General features: G+C 62.2%; 20 protein-coding genes and 1 tRNA gene. 10 read left to right on the top strand and 11 right to left on the bottom strand.

What is annotated here, in order from left to right; translation table 11 throughout:
• Nucleotides 1-117: 117 nt before the first annotated feature.
• Both EP007_RS05160 and EP007_RS05155 read right to left on the bottom strand, forming a co-directional pair.
• Nucleotides 118-1,242: a site-2 protease family protein gene (locus tag EP007_RS05160; protein ID WP_128476637.1), complete on the bottom strand. Its 1,125-nt coding sequence runs from the start codon at nt 1,240-1,242 to the stop codon at nt 118-120.
• 67 nt (nt 1,243-1,309) lie between these two features.
• Nucleotides 1,310-2,107 (bottom strand): NAD+ synthase, encoded by a 798-nt coding sequence (locus EP007_RS05155; RefSeq protein ID WP_128476636.1) that lies wholly within the window; start codon nt 2,105-2,107, stop codon nt 1,310-1,312.
• Between the two features lie 272 nt (nt 2,108-2,379).
• On the opposite strand from EP007_RS05155, the gene EP007_RS05150 reads away from it, so the two are divergent.
• Nucleotides 2,380-2,450 (top strand) — tRNA-Gly (locus EP007_RS05150).
• A 224-nt stretch (nt 2,451-2,674) separates the two neighbouring features.
• On the opposite strand, the gene EP007_RS05145 is transcribed toward EP007_RS05150, so the two are convergent.
• The 4 genes from EP007_RS05145 to EP007_RS05130 all read right to left on the bottom strand — a co-directional run bounded on the left by EP007_RS05145 (nt 2,675) and on the right by EP007_RS05130 (nt 5,874).
• Nucleotides 2,675-3,484 carry a hypothetical protein gene (locus tag EP007_RS05145; protein WP_128476635.1) on the bottom strand — a complete coding sequence of 270 codons (810 nt, stop codon included), beginning with the start codon at nt 3,482-3,484 and terminating at the stop codon, nt 2,675-2,677.
• A 196-nt stretch (nt 3,485-3,680) separates the two neighbouring features.
• On the bottom strand, nt 3,681-4,505 hold the full coding sequence (locus EP007_RS05140; protein ID WP_128476634.1) for a hypothetical protein: 825 nt from the start codon (nt 4,503-4,505) through the stop codon (nt 3,681-3,683).
• A gap of 335 nt (nt 4,506-4,840) precedes the next feature.
• A complete protein-coding gene (locus EP007_RS05135) occupies nt 4,841-5,554 on the bottom strand; it encodes an Nmad3 family putative nucleotide modification protein (RefSeq protein ID WP_128476633.1) in 714 nt (237 codons plus the stop codon).
• A gap of 47 nt (nt 5,555-5,601) precedes the next feature.
• Complete coding sequence (locus tag EP007_RS05130; RefSeq protein WP_128476632.1) at nt 5,602-5,874, bottom strand: DUF7577 domain-containing protein; 273 nt, start codon at nt 5,872-5,874, stop codon at nt 5,602-5,604.
• Nucleotides 5,875-6,037: 163 nt separating this feature from the next.
• Between EP007_RS05130 and EP007_RS05125 the strand changes: the two genes are divergently transcribed.
• A complete protein-coding gene (locus EP007_RS05125) occupies nt 6,038-7,306 on the top strand; it encodes an aryl-sulfate sulfotransferase (protein WP_128476631.1) in 1,269 nt (422 codons plus the stop codon).
• Between the two features lie 45 nt (nt 7,307-7,351).
• Here EP007_RS05125 and EP007_RS05120 read toward each other — a convergent pair whose 3' ends face one another.
• The 3 genes from EP007_RS05120 to EP007_RS05110 all read right to left on the bottom strand — a co-directional run bounded on the left by EP007_RS05120 (nt 7,352) and on the right by EP007_RS05110 (nt 9,972).
• Nucleotides 7,352-8,446: a PQQ-dependent sugar dehydrogenase gene (locus tag EP007_RS05120; RefSeq protein ID WP_128476630.1), complete on the bottom strand. Its 1,095-nt coding sequence runs from the start codon at nt 8,444-8,446 to the stop codon at nt 7,352-7,354.
• Nucleotides 8,447-8,644: 198 nt separating this feature from the next.
• Nucleotides 8,645-8,902: a DUF7123 family protein gene (locus tag EP007_RS05115; RefSeq protein WP_128476629.1), complete on the bottom strand. Its 258-nt coding sequence runs from the start codon at nt 8,900-8,902 to the stop codon at nt 8,645-8,647.
• A 263-nt stretch (nt 8,903-9,165) separates the two neighbouring features.
• Nucleotides 9,166-9,972, bottom strand: a complete 807-nt coding sequence (locus EP007_RS05110; protein ID WP_128476628.1) for a molybdopterin synthase — start codon at nt 9,970-9,972, stop codon at nt 9,166-9,168.
• Between the two features lie 135 nt (nt 9,973-10,107).
• On the opposite strand from EP007_RS05110, the gene pyrH reads away from it, so the two are divergent.
• From pyrH to EP007_RS05090, 4 genes are all read left to right on the top strand, one after another.
• Entirely contained in the window at nt 10,108-10,833 is a 726-nt protein-coding gene (gene pyrH / locus EP007_RS05105; RefSeq protein ID WP_128476627.1) for a UMP kinase, read from the top strand.
• Nucleotides 10,830-12,653 (top strand): lysine--tRNA ligase, encoded by a 1,824-nt coding sequence (gene lysS, locus EP007_RS05100; protein ID WP_128476626.1) that lies wholly within the window; start codon nt 10,830-10,832, stop codon nt 12,651-12,653. Before pyrH ends, lysS begins: the two co-directional genes overlap by 4 nt.
• A gap of 109 nt (nt 12,654-12,762) precedes the next feature.
• Complete coding sequence (locus EP007_RS05095) at nt 12,763-13,077, top strand: hypothetical protein (RefSeq protein ID WP_128476625.1); 315 nt, start codon at nt 12,763-12,765, stop codon at nt 13,075-13,077.
• A gap of 71 nt (nt 13,078-13,148) precedes the next feature.
• Nucleotides 13,149-14,969: a site-2 protease family protein gene (locus tag EP007_RS05090; protein WP_128476624.1), complete on the top strand. Its 1,821-nt coding sequence runs from the start codon at nt 13,149-13,151 to the stop codon at nt 14,967-14,969.
• A 25-nt stretch (nt 14,970-14,994) separates the two neighbouring features.
• Here EP007_RS05090 and EP007_RS05085 read toward each other — a convergent pair whose 3' ends face one another.
• Complete coding sequence (locus EP007_RS05085; protein ID WP_128476623.1) at nt 14,995-15,621, bottom strand: hypothetical protein; 627 nt, start codon at nt 15,619-15,621, stop codon at nt 14,995-14,997.
• Between the two features lie 134 nt (nt 15,622-15,755).
• Between EP007_RS05085 and EP007_RS05080 the strand changes: the two genes are divergently transcribed.
• From EP007_RS05080 to EP007_RS05070, 3 genes are all read left to right on the top strand, one after another.
• Nucleotides 15,756-16,343 carry a helix-turn-helix transcriptional regulator gene (locus EP007_RS05080; protein WP_128476622.1) on the top strand — a complete coding sequence of 196 codons (588 nt, stop codon included), beginning with the start codon at nt 15,756-15,758 and terminating at the stop codon, nt 16,341-16,343.
• A 156-nt stretch (nt 16,344-16,499) separates the two neighbouring features.
• Nucleotides 16,500-16,949, top strand: coding sequence for a hypothetical protein (locus EP007_RS05075; RefSeq protein ID WP_128476621.1), 450 nt, complete (start codon nt 16,500-16,502; stop codon nt 16,947-16,949).
• Between the two features lie 108 nt (nt 16,950-17,057).
• A complete protein-coding gene (locus EP007_RS05070) occupies nt 17,058-17,552 on the top strand; it encodes a hypothetical protein (protein ID WP_128476620.1) in 495 nt (164 codons plus the stop codon).
• A gap of 111 nt (nt 17,553-17,663) precedes the next feature.
• Here EP007_RS05070 and EP007_RS05065 read toward each other — a convergent pair whose 3' ends face one another.
• Nucleotides 17,664-18,185 carry a PadR family transcriptional regulator gene (locus tag EP007_RS05065; RefSeq protein ID WP_128476619.1) on the bottom strand — a complete coding sequence of 174 codons (522 nt, stop codon included), beginning with the start codon at nt 18,183-18,185 and terminating at the stop codon, nt 17,664-17,666.
• 117 nt (nt 18,186-18,302) lie between these two features.
• On the opposite strand from EP007_RS05065, the gene EP007_RS05060 reads away from it, so the two are divergent.
• Nucleotides 18,303-19,844, top strand: coding sequence for a heme-binding protein (locus EP007_RS05060; RefSeq protein ID WP_128476618.1), 1,542 nt, complete (start codon nt 18,303-18,305; stop codon nt 19,842-19,844).
• The last annotated feature ends 38 nt before the right edge of the window (nt 19,845-19,882 follow it).

Genomic DNA, 19,882 nt, shown 5'->3' with positions numbered 1-19,882 from the left:
TTGCGACTCTGTAGTTTCACATAGCAACCCTTCGCAGTAACCGCGATTGTCTCTGCTGGACGGACTATCTCTCTATCGCCGTGCGCGGAAAGGTACTAGTGCAACGGTCCCGTGGGGTCACGTAATTATCTCGATGGGAACCGGCGTGAAACAGAGAATTCCCAGCACGAACGTCAGGACGCCGATGACCTTCCGCTTGGCGTCCAGTCCCTCCTCGTCGATGGGGTTGGCCGGGCCGACGTAGGCGACGTAAGTCGCCAGCAGGCCCCAGAACACCCACAGCACCGAGGCGTTGCTGACCTCCTCAATGTAGAAGACGTAGGCCGCGAGTCCGAAGAGCGCGACCGGGACGAGCGCGGCGACTCGCTCCTGTTGTTCGCCCACGATTGCCCGGACGATGTGGCCGCCGTCGAGTTGACCAACCGGGATGAGGTTGAGGAACGTGACGAACATCCCGACCCACCCGCCGATGACGACCGGGTTGACCGACTGGCCCGGCCCGTAACTCGTCGGTTCGCCCAGAATCGCGGCGATGAGTTCGAGCAGCGGCGGATAGCCGAACTCGATTTCGATCATGTTCGGGTTGGCCATCACGCTCTGGGGAACCGTTTCGGGCGGGAGCGAGAGACCGATGGCGGTCACGGCGATGGTGGCCACCAAGCCTGCCAGCGGTCCGGCGACGCCGATGTCGAATAGCGCTTCCCGGTCGGGCATCTGGCCTTTCATCCGGATAACCGCGCCCATCGTCCCGATGAGACTCGGCATGGGGATGAAGTAGGGAAGACTCGCGTCCACGCCGTGATAGCGCGTCATGACGTAGTGGCCGAGTTCGTGTGTGGCCAGGACGCCGAGAACCGCCGCCATGAACGGCCATGCCTGCAGAATTGCCAGCGGATTCTGGGAGAGCGTCTGCGGGTCGATGTGGTACCACGCTCGCCCGGCCCACAGCGTCGAGACGACCGTCAGCACGAACAGGGCGACGTTGGTCCACGGAATCCCGTCGATGCTGTTGTCGGTGGGTTCGGCGACGAGGACGTACTCGCCGGTTTCGGTGGTCAGTTGCACTTCGTAGCCGTGTTCGCGGAAGAGCGGCCACGTCGCTTCGAGCAGGCGCTCTTGGGAGACCAGCGGTTCGCCGTAGTACACGAGTCGGTCGCCGTCGCGGTGGGCTTCGTAGACGCGAAATACGGCGCTGAGGCGCTCCAGCGATGGACCGTCTTCGGGCGGGTCGGTCGAACCCATTCGAGATTCGCTACGGTTCGAGCGTTGATAAACCCCGTGACGGAGGGCAGGAATGGACGGACCGCGCTCAGTCGAGCGGGTCGGGCGACGGCGGCACGCGACGCTTGTGCTCGCTCCGTTCGTACATCTCTCCGACTGTTCGGACCTGTTCTTCGGTCACGTCGTCGAGTTCGGTGGCGGTCGCCGCGACAGAGAGCGGGCCGTCAACGTGGAGCGCGAGGATGGCGTCGAGGCTATCGTAGTCGATGCCCAACTCCTCTTCGTCGGTCTGGTCCGCCCAGAGACCGGCTGTCGGTGGTTTCTCGACCAGTTCGTCGGGGACACCGACGTGCGCGGCGAGTTGCCGGACCTGCTGTTTGTAGAGGTTCCCGATTGGGTGGCAGTCCACCGCGCCGTCGCCGTACTTCGTGAAGTAGCCCACCAGCGCCTCGCTCCGGTTGCCGGTGCCAAGTACCAGCGCGTTCTCGTGGTTGGCGACGAGGTAGTTCAGGACGGCCCGCGTTCGGGCGCGGGCGTTGCCGACCGCCAACTGGTCGCCTTCCGCCTCCGAGTAGGTGTCGAGAAACTGGTCCACGATGGGGTTTATCTCGAAGATGTCGTAGGTGATTTCTAACTCCTGTGCGACCCACTCGGCGTCGCTCATGTTGTCCTCGCTGCTGACCTCGCCCGGCATCACGAGACCGTGGAGATTGTCCTCGCCGAGCGCCTCGACAGCGAGATGGGCCGTGAGCGTGCTATCGATGCCCCCCGAGAGACCGAGGACCGCTCGGTCGGTGCCCGCGGCGTCGGCCGTGTCGCGGATGAACTGGACGAGGTGGTCCCGGCGCGCTTCGAGTTCCGACTCCGAGAGTCGCAGGTCGAGCATGGTGACGACTACGAAGGCGACGACTAAAAGACGTGTGTCAGGTCGATATTTCTGGACGAATGGGCAGGCGCGCGCGGTCGTGGGTGGGGTTGAAGCGCTACGTTGAAGTGGCGGGCAAGAGAAAAGATGAATGGAGTCGTCGCGCGCCGGTGGTGAGAAAACGCGACGCGTTTTCGAGCCTCGGCGCACGAGCGAACGAAGTGAGCGCAGTGCGCCGGTGTTGAGGCGGACGAAGTCCGTCGATGCGCGGCGCAAGCGAGTGAAACGAGCGCGCGCCGGTGGTCTAGTGGTAGGACATGAGCTTCCCAAGCTCATAGCCCGGGTTCAACTCCCGGTCGGCGCATCACACAACCCTTCTCGGCCCGATTTTCGGCAAAAGCTAGTGATCCACTAAATCGATGGGAAACGCTCATCGGGTACCTCGGAAAATCGACGCCGACGAGACTGCACGTCGATTGAACCCACGCCAACGCGAAGACTACCGCACCCACCGCAAACCGCTCAGCAACTAGACGACGACTGTCGGTGAATCCACAAAACATCAAGACTACGCTGAGAAAACTGACCTCAGGAATAAACCCAGATCGTCGCAACGACTCCCAACCACAGGAAGGTTACAAAGCTGTATTTTCCGATTCGGAACAGAATCTTTCGACGAAGTCCCTCGAACCCCTGATCCGAGATCGCCAGCGGTAACGAATCGGACCCATAGATGACAGGTGAACCGTCCTCGATTCGAATGTTGCCACATACCGCGAGAGTTGTACCGTCGCGTATCGGCTTCGATTCGATATGGTGTTCGCTCGGTGGAATGTCGTCGTACCCGTTGATAATATCGTTCACCTCTTCTACCGTCCGCGTCGTCTTCGCCTCCGAAATGTGAACGAACGGTGATTTCCAGAGATGTGGACGGAACTTACGCGGGGTTCTTGTGCTGGAGATAGTCAACTCTGACAACCGAGTACCGTCGTGAACGTCGAGAAGCCAACTCAAATCGACGCGGACCTTTTTGCCGTCTTTGGCGACGATGAATCCGCCAAACTCCATCCCGGATTCGTCTGTGACCGTATGTTCTTTTACTTCTCTGTTCTTGAGATCTATGCTGTTTAGCATCGTCGGAAACGTAGACCGCCAGAGATAGGACCCAACCTTCGAGCCGGTATTTTCAACCACGGAGTCGGCCGCATACGCAGACTCGTCTACGCTAACAGTTCCTTCAATCGCTGCCGGTTCGCCATCGATTATTTCTCCGCGGTCGTAATGGTTTGCCAAGTACAGTTTGTAGTATATCCTGCAACTCTTCACTAGCAGGTTCCCGTAGTATATCGCAGGTATGAGCAGCAGCGCGTATATAATAAGCGCACCTATGCCAACCATACGTGGGTGCAGGATTTGACACCGTTAGTATCTATCGACAAAGAAGCTAGCAATCTTATATGCTAATATCTTATGGGATTAGAATGTAGGGCGATTATAATTGGCGTTTCAACAACGGGATTGCGGTTTCGATTATTACATTCTGTAAGAAAAAGTGGGAAGAGCCGCTGACTTGAATCAGCTCACCAGAATCGCATTAGGGGACGGGAATCGAAATTCCGTTGAGGCTCACACCTTTACAAATCGGGCAATTAAATCCTTTCGTCGGACACGGGTTTGCACAGACCTTCGGCGAGAGACCGATGGAAAGGCTAGACTCCGTGAGACTGGCGCTCACGCAGATGCTTCCGGTCATCTTCACGCCGTAATATTTGGTACTCCAGTCTTTGAGACAAAGCCCCTTGTCCGTGACACCGACTCCAATTCCGAAACTGGAAACGGTGATCGTGGCAGCACCGAGATAGAGGTCAACCGTAATACTCGCTGAAACGCCCTTGAAGTCGAAACTGAACTTCACTCCTAACCCAACACCGAACTCGAACTTTGGTATCCCGTCAAAGTTCAGGGTAGTTGTTCTTTTGACGTATGTTTTATTATCAGACGACGTGGAAACGACGTTCGTCGAAGGGCTTGACCAACCCTGAGAGTTATCCGGGCTGAACCCCACCGGAGCCTCTCGATTCTTGAACTCCTCGAAACTCTCAATCGCGTACGGTTTGGCTGTTGCCGTCTTCGCGTTTTTGTTCTGTCCAACGTATATTTTCGCGTCATCGGCGGAGTTCGAAGGTTGATCTACCGCGTTGGACTGGACCCCAGCGGCTTGGCTTGCCAAATGCAGGTCCATCTCCTCGAGACTCTTCTTCAGTTCTTCTTCGGTAGTCTCATCATCCTCGGTCGTCGTCTCGTCTGAATCCCCGGTGTCACCCGCGGCTGCCACGGGATACCCAACCATTGTACTACCGAGGCCGCTCGCAGCCAGCAACATCTTCCGTCTGGTGATATCTTTTTTCTCAGATATCAACGCGAGATCACTATCTCTGCATATTAAACGTTTCTAAATTAAGTATCGTCGTATATATTTCTTAATGCTTAACATACTGCACCCATATTGTATTCGAGGCTCTGATTTTAGAATTAATGGGGCGAGTTCACGCGTTGGTGGTGGGACGTGTCGAACCGGTATCGCAATGCACCCAGAACGCGTCCACTGCATCTCGTTGTTCTCGACGGTACTGTCCCCAGGGATGTAGGACGCGAGGGTACGATGAACACGCGAAGCGTCTCAGATTCCGTTAGAATCTGACTGCCGATCAGAACTCTACGATTTGAACGCTACACGCCGACTCAGTTGCCCCCTCACGAGCGCAAACTCGGAGAATCGTTTCGTCCCAACAGTTCGGCAGTCTCGTCCTCGCCGAACGCCATCGGGCGACGCCACCACGGACCCTTCCCGGAGTCGCTCGATAGGTCGGTGACGATGCGGTTCGCCTCGGAACCCTGCTCGGGCGAACTCAGCGGGACCGCCGTCTCGTAGAGACCGGAGTCCTCGTCGTCGCCCGCCAGTAGGACCGCGGCGTCGAACTCCTCGCGCTTGACGTGGGCGTTGTTCCGGAAGCGTCGGCGTTCCGCGGCGGGGAGGTCAGCGTACTCCTCGCCGGAAAGCGGGTCGCGCGCGAGTCGGAACTGCCCGACGAGGTACGCGCCCCAGTCGGGCGAAATCCACTCCTTTTCAGGTTCGTCGCGGGTCGTCAGCGTCGCGTAGAACAGCGCGTAGTCGCCTTCTCGCAAATCGAGGAGCGGTCGGGCTTTCACGCCGTGGGGGTCGCCGTAGGTGTAGGTCTCGCACTCGGGGTACTCGGCGAACTCCGGGTCGAGGTGGACCGGTGTGTCGGCGGTCCCCTCGGGCAGTTCAGTGTCGAGGGTGAGTTCGGCGTACGTCGGGACAGCGCGGTCGGTCGGTGCGTCCTCGGGAATCGGAACGAACTCGAAGCGGCCGTCGGGGTAGATGGGTCCGCGGACGCCCGGCGCGTTCGTGTTGGCTCCGACGTTGATGGCGACGGCGCGTGGCATTCGAAATGTGTCGAGGTGTGCCACCGAGAAAGGACTGTCGTTAGGAGTTACGGCGCCGCCATCGGACTCACGCAGTTCCGGCAGTAGGTGTAGCCGGTGTCGTTCTCCGCGCCGCACCGCGGGCAGACGACGACCGAGGGGTCGTCGCTTCGCTGTCGGTCCTCGAAGTCCCGGACATCCTCGATGGATATCGACTCGCGGTTCGTCGGCGTCGAGCGAAACAGCGGTGCGTCCTCGTCGCTGCGAAGATATCGGTAGATGAGCAACTGGACGAGCGAGAAGAGGAGTACGTAGAGGACGACCCAACCCCAAACGCCCATATCTTGGTATATGATGTCATGGTACTTTTCTCTTCTGTCGGTGTCGAGACGGGACCGGTTCGACTGGACCGATTCAATCAGACGTGCTTGACGGGACTCGACTGCGGTGTGTCCGTCGTCACAGACCGGCAACGCTTAATCCGGCGAGTGGACAGTAGAAAGCATGAAGCGACGTCGTCGGATGCGCTATCTCGCGTGGGTCGCACTTCTGCTAGGACTGGCGCTCGGCGCGCAGGGGTTGGCCGCGAATCAGGGCGTGTCGGCGACCTCGGCGGCCGACGGGCCGTACGAAGGCCACACGCTCATCAGCGTCCAGAGCTACGGTCTCGACGGTAAACTACTCGAAGTGAACGAGGACAACGAGGTCGTCTGGAAGTACGACCCGCCGAACTCGCGGGTGTTCGACGGTGAACAGTTGGACAACGGCAACTTCCTGGTGGGCGTGACGACCAAGCTTTCGCCCGAGGACTGCCCGGACGACCAACTCGTCGTCGCGTCCGACCAGTGCATCGAGTCGAAGGTCCTCGAACTCGACTACGAGACCAAAGAAGTCGTTTGGGAACACTCGTGGTACGACGAGTACATCACCCACCACGAGGTCCACGACGTGGACCGACTCGACAACGGTAACACCGCCATCGTGGATATGGGCAACGACCGGGCGTTCACGGTGAACCAGTCCGGCGGAATCGTCTGGGAGTGGCAGGCCGAAAACCACCTCTCGGAGGGCACCAAGTTTCACGAGGAGTACGGCGGTCCCGACGACCCCGGCGGCGAGGCCGACTGGACCCACATGAACGACATCGACAAGTTGGACAACGGCAACTTCCAGCTCTCGGTCCGGAACTTCGACGTAGTAATCGAGGTTGACCCTGAGACGAAGAATATCACGAACGTCGTCGGCGAACCCGGCGAAACGGACACTCTCGACCACCAGCACAACCCCTATAAGCTACGAAACGGAACGGTGCTGGTCGCCGACAGCGGAAACGACCGCGTGGTCGAACTGAACGCGACGACCGACGAAGTCCTTTGGCAGTACGGCGGCCGAGGCCTGCTCCACTGGCCCCGCGACGCCGACCGTCTCCCGAACGGCAACACGCTCATCGTGGACACCTTCAACAACCGCGTCGTGGAAATAAACGAACGCAGCGAGGTCGTCTGGACGTACGAAGGCGTCCAGATGCCCTACACCGCCGACCGACTCTCGGTGCCCGAAGAGGACCACGAGACGGTCCCCGGAACCGAACTCGGCAGTCGCCACAGCGATGTCAACTCGGTCGAAAGCTCGCTCAAGCAGGTGGAGGCCTACGCCGCGTTCGTCTTCCCGGCGTGGATGAAGCTCCCCGAACTCCTGACGCTCGCGGGACTGGCGGTCTGTGTGCTGCTGTTCGTGCTCGAAGTGGGCACTGCTATCGTCCGTGACGTGTAGCACGACGGCGAGCATACCAAACGAAGAACGCCAGGAGGACGGAACTCAGACCGGCTGAATTCGGAGTACGCGGTCGTCTTGGGGTGCGGGCGTCCCCCGACCGTCGTCGTTACTGGTCGTGACGTAGAGGTGGTCGTCCGGTCCAGTGAATACGGTCCGAAGACGGCCGTACTCTCCATCGAGCAGTCGTTCCTGTTCGACGACTTCCCCGCCGTCGTCGATTCGCACACGCCGGAGGTGCGTTCCCGCGAGCGTGCCAAAGAAGAAGTCTCCCCGCCAGTCCTCGACCGGACCGTCGTAGAAGGTTGCGCTTCCGGGCGCGACGGTCGGCGTGTAGGACGCGACGGGGTCGGTGAACTCGTCGTCGTCGCTCGGTCCCTTCGCGTCCGGCCAGCCGTAGTTGTTCCGCGCGCGGAGGACGTTTATTTCGTCGTCGGTGGACGGCCCGTGTTCCGTGGCGTAGAGGGTTCCGTCGCGCCACGCCAGCCCCTGCGGGTTTCGGTGGCCGTAGGTGAAGACGGCGTTGTCGAAGGGGTTGTCCGGATGAGGTTCGCCCTCGGGCGTCAGCCTGAGTACCTTCCCGGCAAGTGAGTCGCGGTCCTGTGCGAGCGACCCCTCGCTGGCGTCGCCCGTCGTGACGAAGAGGTTCCCTTCGGGACCGAACGCGATGCGGCCGCCGTCGTGGATGGAGGCACCCGGAATCCCGTCGAGGACGACCGACTCGCGGGCGAACTCCTCGGAGACGCGATGGCGAATGACGCGGTTGGCGAGACCGTTCTCGCCGTCGTAGGTCTGATAGGTGTACGCGAGGTCCGGGTCCTCAGGATGGAGCGCGAACCCGAGCAGGCCGCCCTCGCCGCGGGCCGCCACCGTGTCGGTGAGGTCGGCGACCTGTTCCTTGCGGTCGGTGTCGCGGGCGACGCGCTGGATGCGGCCGGGACGCTCGGTGACGAAGAAGTCGCCGTCAGGCGCGACGCCAACACCCCACGGAACCTCCAGTTTCATCGTCACGGTCTCGATGCGGAACTGCGGCTCTTCGGTGGTGGTGGTCGGGTCGCTCCCGGAGGTTCGCAGACAGCCACCGACCCCGACCGTGCCTGCCGCCGCCGTCAGCGACCGCAGGTACGCACGCCGCTTCATGCCCGGAGATAACGAGGTCGCGCGAGAAAAACGGCGTGGTTCGTGACTCGTCGTACCGCGACGAGTCCGGAGCGACGGCTATCGGGGCAGTCGGAAACAGGAACTCGTGGGGGAGGTCCCACGGAAGAGGGATGGTCGCGTCCGAATGGGGACAATCGGACGGCGCACGCAACGATTCGGTTCTGACGGGACCGGCGGTTACGCCGAGCAGACGCGCCATGTGGTCGCGCTCGTGTACGACCACTTCTCGATTTCGAGGTCGGTCGCCGAGTCCTTGAGGTTGACCATCAGCGCGCCGATTTCCTTCGCGGAGAGACCGACCTCGTCCGCGATGAACTTGCTCTTGAAGTACATCTCCCCGTCGTCGGCCTTGCTCCGGAGGAACTGCTTGAGGCGCTTTTCCTTGGACTGCGGTTCCGGGGCGTCGGAGGGCTGGGTAGTTGCGCTCATCGTCATTTCCACGTAGGAGGCGTAGGGTGATATAAAGGGGAGACGGTTAGTGTCGTTTTCCGACCGTTTCGGTCATAAAATCAACACGAGGGCAGAAAATCGGGTGAAAAAGACGTTTTACGACGTTTTCTACGAAGTTTTTATCGTTCAAAGCGACCTCTAAGTCTTTGTTTCTCTATTCATAGATTGCGTCTAAAAAGTCATGCGAGCGACTGACATTGGTCCGCAAAAGTGGCGTCGGTGCAACCCCGACGCGCCGGAGACGGGCGTCAGGACTGCTCGTGAACCCAGAACTGCTCGTCGGTCGTGACCTCCTTCTTGAATATCGGCACTTCGTCTTTGAGGCGGTCGATGCCGTCCTCGACCGTTCGAAACGCCTCCTCGCGGTGGCCCGCCAGCACGACGACGAACACGATGTCCTCCCCGTACTCGATGAGGCCGGTGCGGTGGTGCATCACCACGTCGAGGACGCCCTCGCGCTCTTCCAGTTCGGCGCTGATGGCGGCCATCCGCTCGTCGGCTACCCTCTCGTACTTCTCGAATTCGAGGTACTCGGTCGGGTCGTCGTCCTCGCTCTCTTTCGCCCGAACTCGCCCTGTAAACGTGGCGATGGCACCCGAATAGGACGCGTCGTCTGACCGCTTGACCTCGGCGACCAGCGAGTCGAGCGTCTCGTAGGGTTCCGTGTCGTCGAGTTGCGCCCGGACCTCGGCGAGGTCGATTTCCTCTGTCGCGTCGGCGCGCACGATGGTCTCCCCCGGCGCATCGTCGTCGCTACGCTCGCTTTCGACCACCACTCGGGGCACGTCGGCCTCGGGGAACCCGACGAGGAGCGCGTAGTCGTAGTCGGGCGCGAGGTCCGCGAGCAAGTCCGACAGCGACCGGTCACGCCCGGCGGCCGTCCACCCCTCGGAGTCGAGTTCGTACGTCGCGTCCGCGGGGTCGTCGCGGCGCTCGGCGTCGGTTTCGGTCCGGCAAATCTCCGCGACCCGGTCGGTCTCGCCGAGTCCGTCCGCGAGTCGGTCTGCGACGGCGCGTGCGGCCGCCTCGGGACCGACGACGCTCAGTACGTGCATACCGCGATTTTGCACCGGCGCGCGCTTGTAGCCTTCGGTGGTTTCTCCGGAACGCCGGACAGTGACGAAACGCGGAGCAGTCGCTCCCGACAGTTGGCAATCCTTAAGGCCGCGTCCGGGTTATTCCGCGACAGAATGAAAGTAGTCGTCTCCATCGGTGGGAGCGTACTCGCGCCGGACCTCGGTTCCGAACGAGTGCGCGCTCACGCCGACGTAATCGAGGACCTCGCCGCCGAAGGCTGTACCGTCGGAACCGTTGTCGGCGGTGGCGGCGTCGCCCGCGAGTACATCGCCAGTGCGCGCGAGTTGGGAGCCAACGAGATAGAACTCGACGACATCGGCATCGACGTGACGCGACTGAACGCGCGCCTGCTCATCGCGGCGCTCTCCGAACAGGCCGCGCCGAGTCCGCCCGAGGACTATGAGTCCGCGGGGGCCGCGATGCATCGGGGCGACATCGCCGTGATGGGTGGGGTCACGCCGGGCCAGACCACCGACGCCGTGAGCGCGGCGCTCGCGGAGTACACCAACGCCGACCTGCTCGTCTACGCGACCAGCGTTCCCGGCGTTTTCAGCGACGACCCCAACGAGACCGACGACGCCCGGAAGTTTGACGAACTCACTGCGGGCGAACTCGTGGATGTCATCGCGGGACTGGAGATGAACGCCGGAAGCTCCGCCCCGGTGGACCTGCTCGCGGCGAAACTCATCGAGCGGTCGGGCGTGCGCACCATCGTCCTCGACGGCACCGAACCCGAGCGCATCGCCGACGCGGTCCGGTTCGGCGAACACGAGGGCACCGACATCGTGCCCGAGGGCGCGGACGACCAGATGACCTACTGGGCCCGAGACGAGCGATGAGCGACGAGTCAGCCACCGACGGGGACGCCGTACGCGAGATGCACGCCGACGACGACCCCTACGTCCTCCAAGGTCCCCAGCCACACGCCTTCTGGGCCGAGTCGGTCGCCGAAAAGATTCTCGACCGCGACCCAGAGGAACCCATCGTCATCAAGGGCGGCATCTCGCCCTCCGGGGTGCCCCACCTCGGAAACATGAACGAAATCGTCCGGGGTTACTTCGTCGCCGAGGCCCTCCGCAGTCGGGGCTACGAGGTCCGGCAGGTGTTCACCGCCGACGACCGCGACCCGCTCCGAAAGCTCCCTCGAAAGCTGGCCGACTTGGACGGCAACATCGTGGAGTTGGGCGACGTGAACGCCGGGGCGCTCGGGCGCAACCTCGGCAAGCCCTACACCGAGATTCCCGACCCCTTCGAGTGCTGTGACTCCTACGGCGAACACTTCTCGAACCTCATCGAGCGCAGCGCCGAACTGCTCGGCATCCCCGTCGAGATGGTCTCGAACACCGAACTCTACGAGGACGGCGAGTTCGAGGACCTGACCCGCTATCTCCTTGACAATCAGGAGCAAGCCCGCGAAGTCCTCTCGCACTATCAGGACAAGGTGGACGAGGAGTACGTTCCGTTCAACCCCATCTGCGAGGAGTGTGGCAAGATAACCGAGACCGTCACCGAGGCGAACATCGACGAGGGAACCGTCGAGTACGTCTGTACCGACATGGAGGCGGGCGACCAGACCATCGAGGGCTGTGGCCACGAGGGCACTGCGACGTTCCGCGAGGGGAAACTCCCGTGGCGCTTCGAGTGGCCCGGCCAGTGGCAGGTGCTGGGCGTGGACCACGAACCGTTCGGCAAGGACCACGCCGAAGGCTCGTGGCCCAGCGGGTCCGACGTGGCCCGAAACGTGCTGGACATCGAACCCCCGGTGCCGATGGCCTACGAGTGGTTCACCCTCGACGGCGAGGCGTTCTCCTCGTCGTCGGGCCACGTTGTCATGGTCCAAGACGTGCTGGAGATGATCGAACCCGAAGTTCTCCGGTACTTCTTCACGAAGGACCCGAGCAAGGCACGGGACTTCAGCGTCGAACACTTCGACTACCTCGTGGACGACTTCGACGCGTTCGAGCGTACCTACTACGGCGAGGACCGCGACGCGGACGCCGAGACGACCGACGCCGACGAGAAGGCCGCGGACATCGCGGCCGCCGCCTATCCGCCGACGATTCGGCCGACGCTCGCGGCCCGGTTCGACGCCGACGGCGAACCGCTCTCGGCCCCTGATGCCAAGAGCGTGCCCGCCACCGACGACGACCGGCGCGCGCAACTCGACGCGCTCGCGGACGACGAGTTCGGCGAGCGCGTCCGCCTGCCCTACACCTTCGCGGCGGTCCTCGGGATGACCGACGACCCCGACCTCCGGGAGGAAATCGCTCGGCGAGAGGGCCACGTTCCCGACGACGCGCCCGAGTGGGTCACGGAGTTCGCGCTCTCGCGGGTCGTCCGCGCCCGCGAGTGGGCGCGCAGAACCCAAAACGAGTTCGACTACGAACTCAAGCGCGCCGAGATGCCCGCCGTGGAGTTGGACGCCGAGACCGAGGCCGCGCTGGACGACCTCGCGGACTTCGTGGCGGACCACGACGAACCCGACGAGATTCAGGGCGAGATTTACGAGACGGCCAAGCGCCACGACATCGATATCGGCGACTTCTTTTCGGTCGGCTATCGCCTCTTCTTCGACGACGAGGAGGGACCGAAACTCGGCCCGTTCCTCGCCAAACTCGACGAGGAGTTCGTGCTGGCGCGCCTCCGACGCGAGTCGTAGGGCGACCTTACCGCGCTTCAGGGCCACCATAACAAAGTGGCTAGCTCCCCTTTCTTTCGTCAGCGAGTCGGGCGGCAACGTTAAGCCCGCACCGACCCAAGGTGTTAGTATGGCGATAATCGAACTCAATCTGGAGAAGCCCGCGTTGAAGCGCGTCGAATCGGTCGAAGAGAACCAACTGCGAGCAAGCGAGACCGAGGTAGACCCCGAGGAGGTCGCCGAGTCGATGGAGGTCGAGACCGACGAGCAGACCGACGAGCAGGCCGAGTCGGGCGGCAAGAGTCGCGTCCGGAAGTACGGTCGCCGACTCGTCGTTCTCGGGGGAACTGCGGCAGGCGTCGCCGCGGCCCGAAAGCTCCGCCAGCGCCGAAAGTCGGGGAGCGAACAGCAAGAACTCGAAGAAGACTGGCAGACCGCGGAGTAGCGACGGTTCGTTCCCGGTCGAGTCACGCCGTTCCCAAACGCCTTTGACCGGCGCGTCCTTTCTTTCACGCGATGAACACGCTCGTGTGGGTAGTCGTCGGAGTTGCCCTCTACTGGCTCGGAGTGCTGTTGCTCGGCTCGAAAGGGCTTTTGCCGTCGTACATCGGGACGCAGGGGCCGATTCTGACGATTCACACCCAGCGCGGCAAGAAGTTTCTCGACTGGCTCGCCACCCCGAAGCGACTCTGGCGGGCGTGGGGGAACTTCGGTCTCGGCATCGCGCTGGTCGTGATGCTCGGGTCGTTCCTCCTGCTCGTCGTGCAGGCGGTCGTAATCGTCCGGAATCCGCCGCCCGCTACCGCGGCGACAGAACCGCAGAACGTTCTCGTGATTCCGGGCGTCAACCAGTTCCTCCCGCTGTCGGTCGCGCCCGAAATCCTGTTCGGCCTGCTCGTTGGACTCGTCGTCCACGAGGGCGGCCACGGGCTGATGTGTCGGGTCGAAGACATCGAGATTCGCTCGATGGGGCTGGCGACGCTCGCTATTCTCCCCATCGGCGCGTTCGTCGAACCCGACGAGGAGAGTCGCCAGAACGCCAACCGCGGGAGCCAGAGCCGGATGTTCGCGGCGGGCGTCACCAACAACTTCGCGGTCACAGTCGTCGCCTTCCTCCTGCTGTTCGGACCGGTCGTCGGGTCGGTCGCGGTCGCGCCGGGCGCGACCATCGGGGGGTCGTTCGACGGGTCGGCCGCCGACCGCGCCGACATCGGCGAGGGCGACCGCATCGTCGCGGTGAACGGAAACGCCGTCGAGGGCAACGACGACTTACAGACAGTGCTCTCGCGCACGGACGACCGGACGGTGACGGTCACGCTCGCGGACGGCGGCCAGAAGGAACTCCGCCAGTCGCTTCTGGTCACGGGCGTCCACCCCGACTCGCCCTTTGCGTCCGCGATTTCGGTGCAACGGGACAACACCACGACCGTGACCGAAATCAACGGGACGACGGTCCACACCGAGAGCGAGTTCCGCTCGGCCGTCGAGGACACCCCCGTCGTCACGCTTCGGACCGAGAGCGGTGAGACCGCCACCGGGCCGGTCGGCGTGCTGGCGACCGTCAAGTCCGACGGTCCCGGTGCGAGCGACGGGATGCCCGCCGACAGCACCGTGGTTATCACGGCCATCGACAGCGAGCGCATCCTCAACGCTTCGGACCTGAGCGCGACGACCGAGGACTACGAGGTCGGCGACAATATCACCGTGACCGCCTACGCCGAGAGTGACCCCGGCGAGTACAACCAGCGCGAGGAGTACGAGGTCACGCTCGGCGAAGGCAACGACGGCAGTCCCGTCGTCGGCGTCCTCTCGACGCCGGGATACAGCGGACTGACGTTCAGTAGCTTCGGCGTCCAACTCTATCCCGCCGAGCAGTTCCTCGACCTGTTAGGCGGCGAGTTCGGGAGCCTCATCGGTGGCGTGGGCGGTCCCATCGTCTCGTTCCTCTCGGGCGTCCTCGGTGTCTTGCTGCTCCCGTTCGCCACCATCTCGCTCGGTTCGACGTACAACTTCGCTGGCTTCGTCGCGTGGAACAGCGGCTTCTACACCGTGGCGGGCGGACCGCTCTCGTTCCTCGGTGAGTGGGGCCTGTTCCTGCTGGCGAACCTGCTGTTCTGGACCGGATGGGTGAACCTCAACCTCGGTTTCTTCAACTGTATCCCGGCGTTCCCGCTCGACGGCGGACACATGCTCCGGACGAGCACCGAGGCAATCGTCTCGCGGCTTCCGACGAACCAGCGCCATCAGTTGGCGACGATGGTCACGACGACTGTCGGACTGGTGATGCTGGCGAGTCTCCTCCTGATGGTGTTCGGGCCGCAACTGCTGTCGGGATAGTCGGGACGGGCCTCTTCGTCGGAGTTCAAGCGAAGACGTGTTTCACGGTTTCGGAGTCGATATCGACGACGACCGAGAGGCTTCGACCGTCGGGGTACTCGAACTGAACGGACGCCTCGTCGGGGACGTACGACGGTTCCACCCGGTCGGCGACCACGGCGTCGCTTTTCTCGTCGTAGCTGACAGTGAAGGCCGTCACGTTCCCGTCGGTTTTGACCGTTTCGTTGGCGGGCGTCGCGTCGTTGACGCTCACGCTCGCAGTCGCGCTCACCTTCCGAACCGGGTCAACAGTGGTCACGTACTCGCCGTCACCGAGGTCGTCGAGGCGTTGCCGGACGGTTTCGTTTTCGAGTGCGATCTCCCGCGCCCGATTGCGCTCGGACTCCGAGAGCGGACGCTGCTCGTCTACTGCCACCTCGACCCCGTCCGTGGTATACTCGAACTCGACGGTCTCGACCCGAGACGTACCGTTGACTATCTCCACCTCCGTCTCACCGTCGGAGTAGGTGAGGTTTTGACCCTCGAACGCGAACTCGGAGGCGGGACCGTCCGCGGTCGGACTGGGAACGCCGATTGCGGTTCCGAGTCCCGCGAGTCCGACGCCGAGAACTGCCAACCCCACGACGACCGGGAGTTGGCTTGTATCAATCATAGCTCTACATTGTGTGAAAGGCCAGATATGCGTTTCCGGTGAAACCGGTTCGAAACGGGTTTGCAACGCGTTTCGTTTCTTTTTCACTCTAAAGGATAGCGGATATTATAACGTTTAACGACTGACGGTTCGATATGGACTTGCGAACGTTCCGAAGGCGACGCCTACTTGCGGCAGTCGTCGCCGTCGTCTCGTCGTTTGTTCTCACGACTCAACTCGTCAATCCGTCTCCGGTGATGGTCTCTATCGACGGAAACACGACCGAGATATCCGAGATAGCGGGCGTGTTCACGTATCAAGATGTTCTCGTCCTCGCAGGTGCGGCGTTTCTTCTCGGTATCAGCGGGACGTACTTAGTCGTGGAACGCCGGACGGTGACCGAGACCACTGACGAGGAGGTGGACACCGAATCGCGGTCCCCGCCGACGCGGCCGACTTCTACCTTTACCGCGGGCGGTGCAGCAGTGATGTCGCGCGCGGACGCTGAACCAGCGGAGGCCCGCCTCGACGAGTGGGAAGCGACTGCCGAACGACTCGCAAACAACGAGCGCGAGGTGTACGAGGCGGTGTTAGAAGCCGAGGGCGTCCGTCCGCAGAGCGAAATTGTCGAGCAGACCGAGTTCTCGAAGGCGACGGTCAGTCGGACACTGGACAACTTAGAGAGTAAGAATCTCGTCGAGCGGAAGCGACGCGGTATGGGGAACGTTATCGTCCTTCTGTAGGTGAAACACCGCTAAACGCGGGTTTCGAACCGGTTTCGCGCTCTTTTCCAACGGGAATCTATGTGGTCTTTCACCCAACGTATACCCGTCGCGGTCCGGTGAGGCCCCGGTGGAAGCCGCGGTCGTCTCGCTCGGACCGTCGTCGAGTGATTACACATGCAACGCAATGCCCTGATGCTCTCCGTGTTTGCGGTCACGATGGCCCTCGTTGCCGGGTCCGTCGTCGCCGCGGACGTGGGGACAGACGCTCGGACAGACGCGAAAGTACAGCACGACGGCGTCGAGATAGTCGATGAAGACGGTAAGCTGACCCCCGACGAGCGCGAGACGGTTCGCACGCTCGTCTCGAACGACGGGGAGGCGATAGACGAACTCCGTTCCAGATTCGGTGACGCCGACGAACTCGCGCTCGAAGTCCACGGCGTTACCCCCGACGGACGGGTTCACTTGGACGCTTCGGCACCGGGCGAGAACCCCGATACCGCAGCCGTCGTCGACCTGTACGACGAAACCGTCGAAATCGAGTCCGTCGTCCTCGTTGAGGCCACTAACACCGATACCGTCGGAGACGAGTGGAACGTCACCGAGGTTGACGACGGCGAGTAGCGACGGGTAACTCGCCCCGATTAAATTAATCTAGAAATATTTTTATTAAATTTTGTTATTTCTCTAGTAGAAAATTTTAATAGTTAGTCTGCTAACAAAATGAATGCCATGTCAAAACAGACACGGCGGTCGTTCGTGCGGAAGAGTGCGATAACCACGGTTGGTGTCGGTGCGCTGGCCAGCGGTGTCGGGACCGCGGCCGAGAGCGACGCCGAGAAAATCCCCGCAAGCGAGATCGAAACAGAGAAGCTCGACTCCGCTACCATCGAGCAGGTCAGCGACGACGTGACGACAGAGGCGTCGTGGCCAGTCGGAACCGATTTCGATGGCATGCCGCCTGGCGCTTTCGACGGCGTGGAGTCTCCGGCCATCGTCGAGGGCGCGTACTACGAGTTCGACCTCCAGTACTCGCCGCAACACTCCGTTGACATCGGCTTTGTCGATACGGCGACCGAAAAGTTCCACTACGCGTCGGTCAGTGACAGCGATACGCACAACGTTAAGGCCACGGTGAGCATCCCGGAGGACAGTGCTGCCGTCGCTGTCGGTAACCCCTCCGACAGCAGCCGCGACATCTCCGGCAGTCTGGACGTCACCAACTGACTCGACTGTCCCCCTGACTATTTTTTCGCACGTCGTCCGCTAATCAGTGGGACGGACCCGTGAGAACGTAGAGAATCGCCGACGACTCACACGCTGTCTTACTCTGCCGCACTACTCCTCGGCGTCGAGTCCCATCCGCTCGGCGAACTCCTCGGGCGTGTCCGGAATCCGCTCGAAGTCGCCGAAGTCCCGCTCGTAGTGGCGGATGAGTTGCTCGATTATCCACGCGTTGAACTGCTCGTCGAAGCGCCACTCGTCGGAGCGGTCCTCGACCTCGAAACGGTCGTCGGTGGCGAACGCCGCGAAGACGTGGTAGAAGCCCAAGATTACGTCCGCGAAATCGCGGGCCTTGCCGCCGGTCTCCTCGCGCTTCTCCGCGAGTTCCTCGCGGCCCGAGTCGGTGATCTCGAAATACTTGCGGTCGGGTTCGTCCTCGCGCTCGATGCGCTCGGCCCACCCTTTCTCCTCGAACTTGTAGAGGATGGGGTAGACCGACCCGTAGGAGGGTTCCCAGTGGCCGCCGCTGATGGACCGAATCTCTTTGAGTATCTCGTAGCCGTATCGAGGTTTTTCGTCCAGCAGTTCGAGCACGAGATACGCGATGAGGCCTTTCGGCGGGCCGCTTTTCCGCATTGTGGGAAAGTTCCGACCGTATTTTTGAAAGGCTTTCGGTCGGAGAAACGAGCGTCTCCCGGTCGGTGTCGAGCAGGACTCAAAAACCTATTACCGCCTCGGAACCGAGTATGAGCCATGACGAGAGAACCCCCGGCGACCAACGAGGGCTGGTACGCGCTTCACGATTTCCGAACCGTCGATTGGGACGCGTGGCGCGACGCCCCGCAACGAGAGCGCGACGCCGCCCTCGACGCTGGCGTCTCGTTCCTGCGCGAGCGCGTGGACGTGACCGACGCCGAGGACGGCTCCTCGGCGGTGTTCTCGATGCTCGGCCACAAGGCCGACCTGCTCGTGATTCACTTCCGGCCGACGATGGCCGACCTCGACACCGCGGAGCGCGCGTTCGAGGACACCGCGTTCGCCGAGTACACCGACCAGACCAACTCCTACGTTTCGGTGACGGAAGTCGGCGGCTACACCAGCGAGGAGATGACCAAAGAGCCATCCGAAATCGAGGACACCGGTCTCGCGCGCTACGCCGAGAGCAAGCTCTACCCCGAAATTCCCGACAGCGAGTTCGTCTGCTTCTACCCGATGGACAAGCGCCGCGAACCCGGAGAGAACTGGTACGACCTGCCGTTCGACGAGCGCGCCGAGATGATGGACGCCCACGGCGAAATCGGCAAGACCTACGCCGGACAGGTCTCGCAGGTCATCTCCGGCTCTATCGGCTTCGACGACTACGAGTGGGGCGTTGACCTGTTCAGCAACGACCCGACCCACATCAAGGACCTGCTCTACGAACTCCGGTTCGACGAGAGCAGTTCCAAGTACGCCGAGTTCGGCCCGTTCTACTTCGGTCGCCAGTTCGAACCGGAGGACCTACCGGCGTTCATGGCCGGAGAAGCGGTTCCGGCAGACGAGAGCGCGGACGCCGACTCGTCGGGTCACCCGCACGGTGAAGGCGGCCATCACGGCGACGACGGCGGCCATCACGGCCACGGTGACAGCGAAGGACACGGCGACGGCCACCATCACGGCGACGACGGCGGCCACGACCACGACTCCGACGACGCCGATGACTCCGGGAACATCCGCGGCGAACTCGAAGACCTCGACATCTACGCGGGTCAACCCCACGGCGAAGACGTGTACGCGATGGTCCTCTACTCGGAGGCCGACACCGACGAACTCTTCGAGGAGGTAGACGGCCTGCGGGGCAACTTCGAACACTACGACACGCACGTCAAGACTGCAGTGTACCAGACGAAGGAAGCGTCCGACCGGGACCGCTCGGCGGTCGTGAGCATCTGGGAGACCCAGAGCGCGGCCGACACCGCGGGCGGATTCCTCGCGGACCTGCCGGGAATCGTCGCTCGCGCCGGAGAAGAGAGTGGCTTTGGCACGATGGGAATGTTCTACACCGTCAAGCCCGAACACCGCGAAGACTTCGTGGAGAAGTTCGACACCGTGGGTGGCGTCCTCGAAGGGATGGACGGCCACCTCGAAACGGACCTATTGGCCAACTGTGAAGACGAAAACGACATGTTCATCGCCAGCCAGTGGGAGTCCAAGGAGGACGCCATGACGTTCTTCCGGAGCGACGACTTTGCCGACACCGTCGATTGGGGCCGCGACGTGCTGGCCGACCGGCCGCGACACGTCTTCTTGGCCTGACTGCACGTCGAAACTCGTTTTGTCGTTCTTATCGGTCG

The organism is Halorussus pelagicus, from assembly GCF_004087835.1.
Classification (GTDB): domain Archaea; phylum Halobacteriota; class Halobacteria; order Halobacteriales; family Haladaptataceae; genus Halorussus; species Halorussus pelagicus.
This window is presented reverse-complemented; position numbering and strand designations above follow the sequence as displayed.

Bases quoted from the DNA above. Each gene is read 5' to 3' on its own strand.
- EP007_RS05125 (WP_128476631.1), top strand. From the start codon at position 6,038: ATGAAGCGACGTCGTCGGATGCGCTATCTCGCGTGGGTCGCACTTCTG.
- EP007_RS05065 (WP_128476619.1), bottom strand. From the start codon at position 18,185: ATGCGGAAAAGCGGCCCGCCGAAAGGCCTCATCGCGTATCTCGTGCTC.
- EP007_RS05145 (WP_128476635.1), bottom strand. From the start codon at position 3,484: ATGGTTGGCATAGGTGCGCTTATTATATACGCGCTGCTGCTCATACCT.
- EP007_RS05070 (WP_128476620.1), top strand. From the start codon at position 17,058: ATGTCAAAACAGACACGGCGGTCGTTCGTGCGGAAGAGTGCGATAACC.
- EP007_RS05080 (WP_128476622.1), top strand. From the start codon at position 15,756: ATGGACTTGCGAACGTTCCGAAGGCGACGCCTACTTGCGGCAGTCGTC.
- EP007_RS05090 (WP_128476624.1), top strand. From the start codon at position 13,149: ATGAACACGCTCGTGTGGGTAGTCGTCGGAGTTGCCCTCTACTGGCTC.
- lysS (WP_128476626.1), top strand. From the start codon at position 10,830: ATGAGCGACGAGTCAGCCACCGACGGGGACGCCGTACGCGAGATGCAC.
- EP007_RS05075 (WP_128476621.1), top strand. From the start codon at position 16,500: ATGCAACGCAATGCCCTGATGCTCTCCGTGTTTGCGGTCACGATGGCC.
- EP007_RS05135 (WP_128476633.1), bottom strand. From the start codon at position 5,554: ATGCCACGCGCCGTCGCCATCAACGTCGGAGCCAACACGAACGCGCCG.
- pyrH (WP_128476627.1), top strand. From the start codon at position 10,108: ATGAAAGTAGTCGTCTCCATCGGTGGGAGCGTACTCGCGCCGGACCTC.
- EP007_RS05115 (WP_128476629.1), bottom strand. From the start codon at position 8,902: ATGACGATGAGCGCAACTACCCAGCCCTCCGACGCCCCGGAACCGCAG.
- EP007_RS05160 (WP_128476637.1), bottom strand. From the start codon at position 1,242: ATGGGTTCGACCGACCCGCCCGAAGACGGTCCATCGCTGGAGCGCCTC.
- EP007_RS05155 (WP_128476636.1), bottom strand. From the start codon at position 2,107: ATGCTCGACCTGCGACTCTCGGAGTCGGAACTCGAAGCGCGCCGGGAC.
- EP007_RS05120 (WP_128476630.1), bottom strand. From the start codon at position 8,446: ATGAAGCGGCGTGCGTACCTGCGGTCGCTGACGGCGGCGGCAGGCACG.
- EP007_RS05130 (WP_128476632.1), bottom strand. From the start codon at position 5,874: ATGGGCGTTTGGGGTTGGGTCGTCCTCTACGTACTCCTCTTCTCGCTC.
- EP007_RS05085 (WP_128476623.1), bottom strand. From the start codon at position 15,621: ATGATTGATACAAGCCAACTCCCGGTCGTCGTGGGGTTGGCAGTTCTC.
- EP007_RS05095 (WP_128476625.1), top strand. From the start codon at position 12,763: ATGGCGATAATCGAACTCAATCTGGAGAAGCCCGCGTTGAAGCGCGTC.
- EP007_RS05110 (WP_128476628.1), bottom strand. From the start codon at position 9,972: ATGCACGTACTGAGCGTCGTCGGTCCCGAGGCGGCCGCACGCGCCGTC.
- EP007_RS05060 (WP_128476618.1), top strand. From the start codon at position 18,303: ATGACGAGAGAACCCCCGGCGACCAACGAGGGCTGGTACGCGCTTCAC.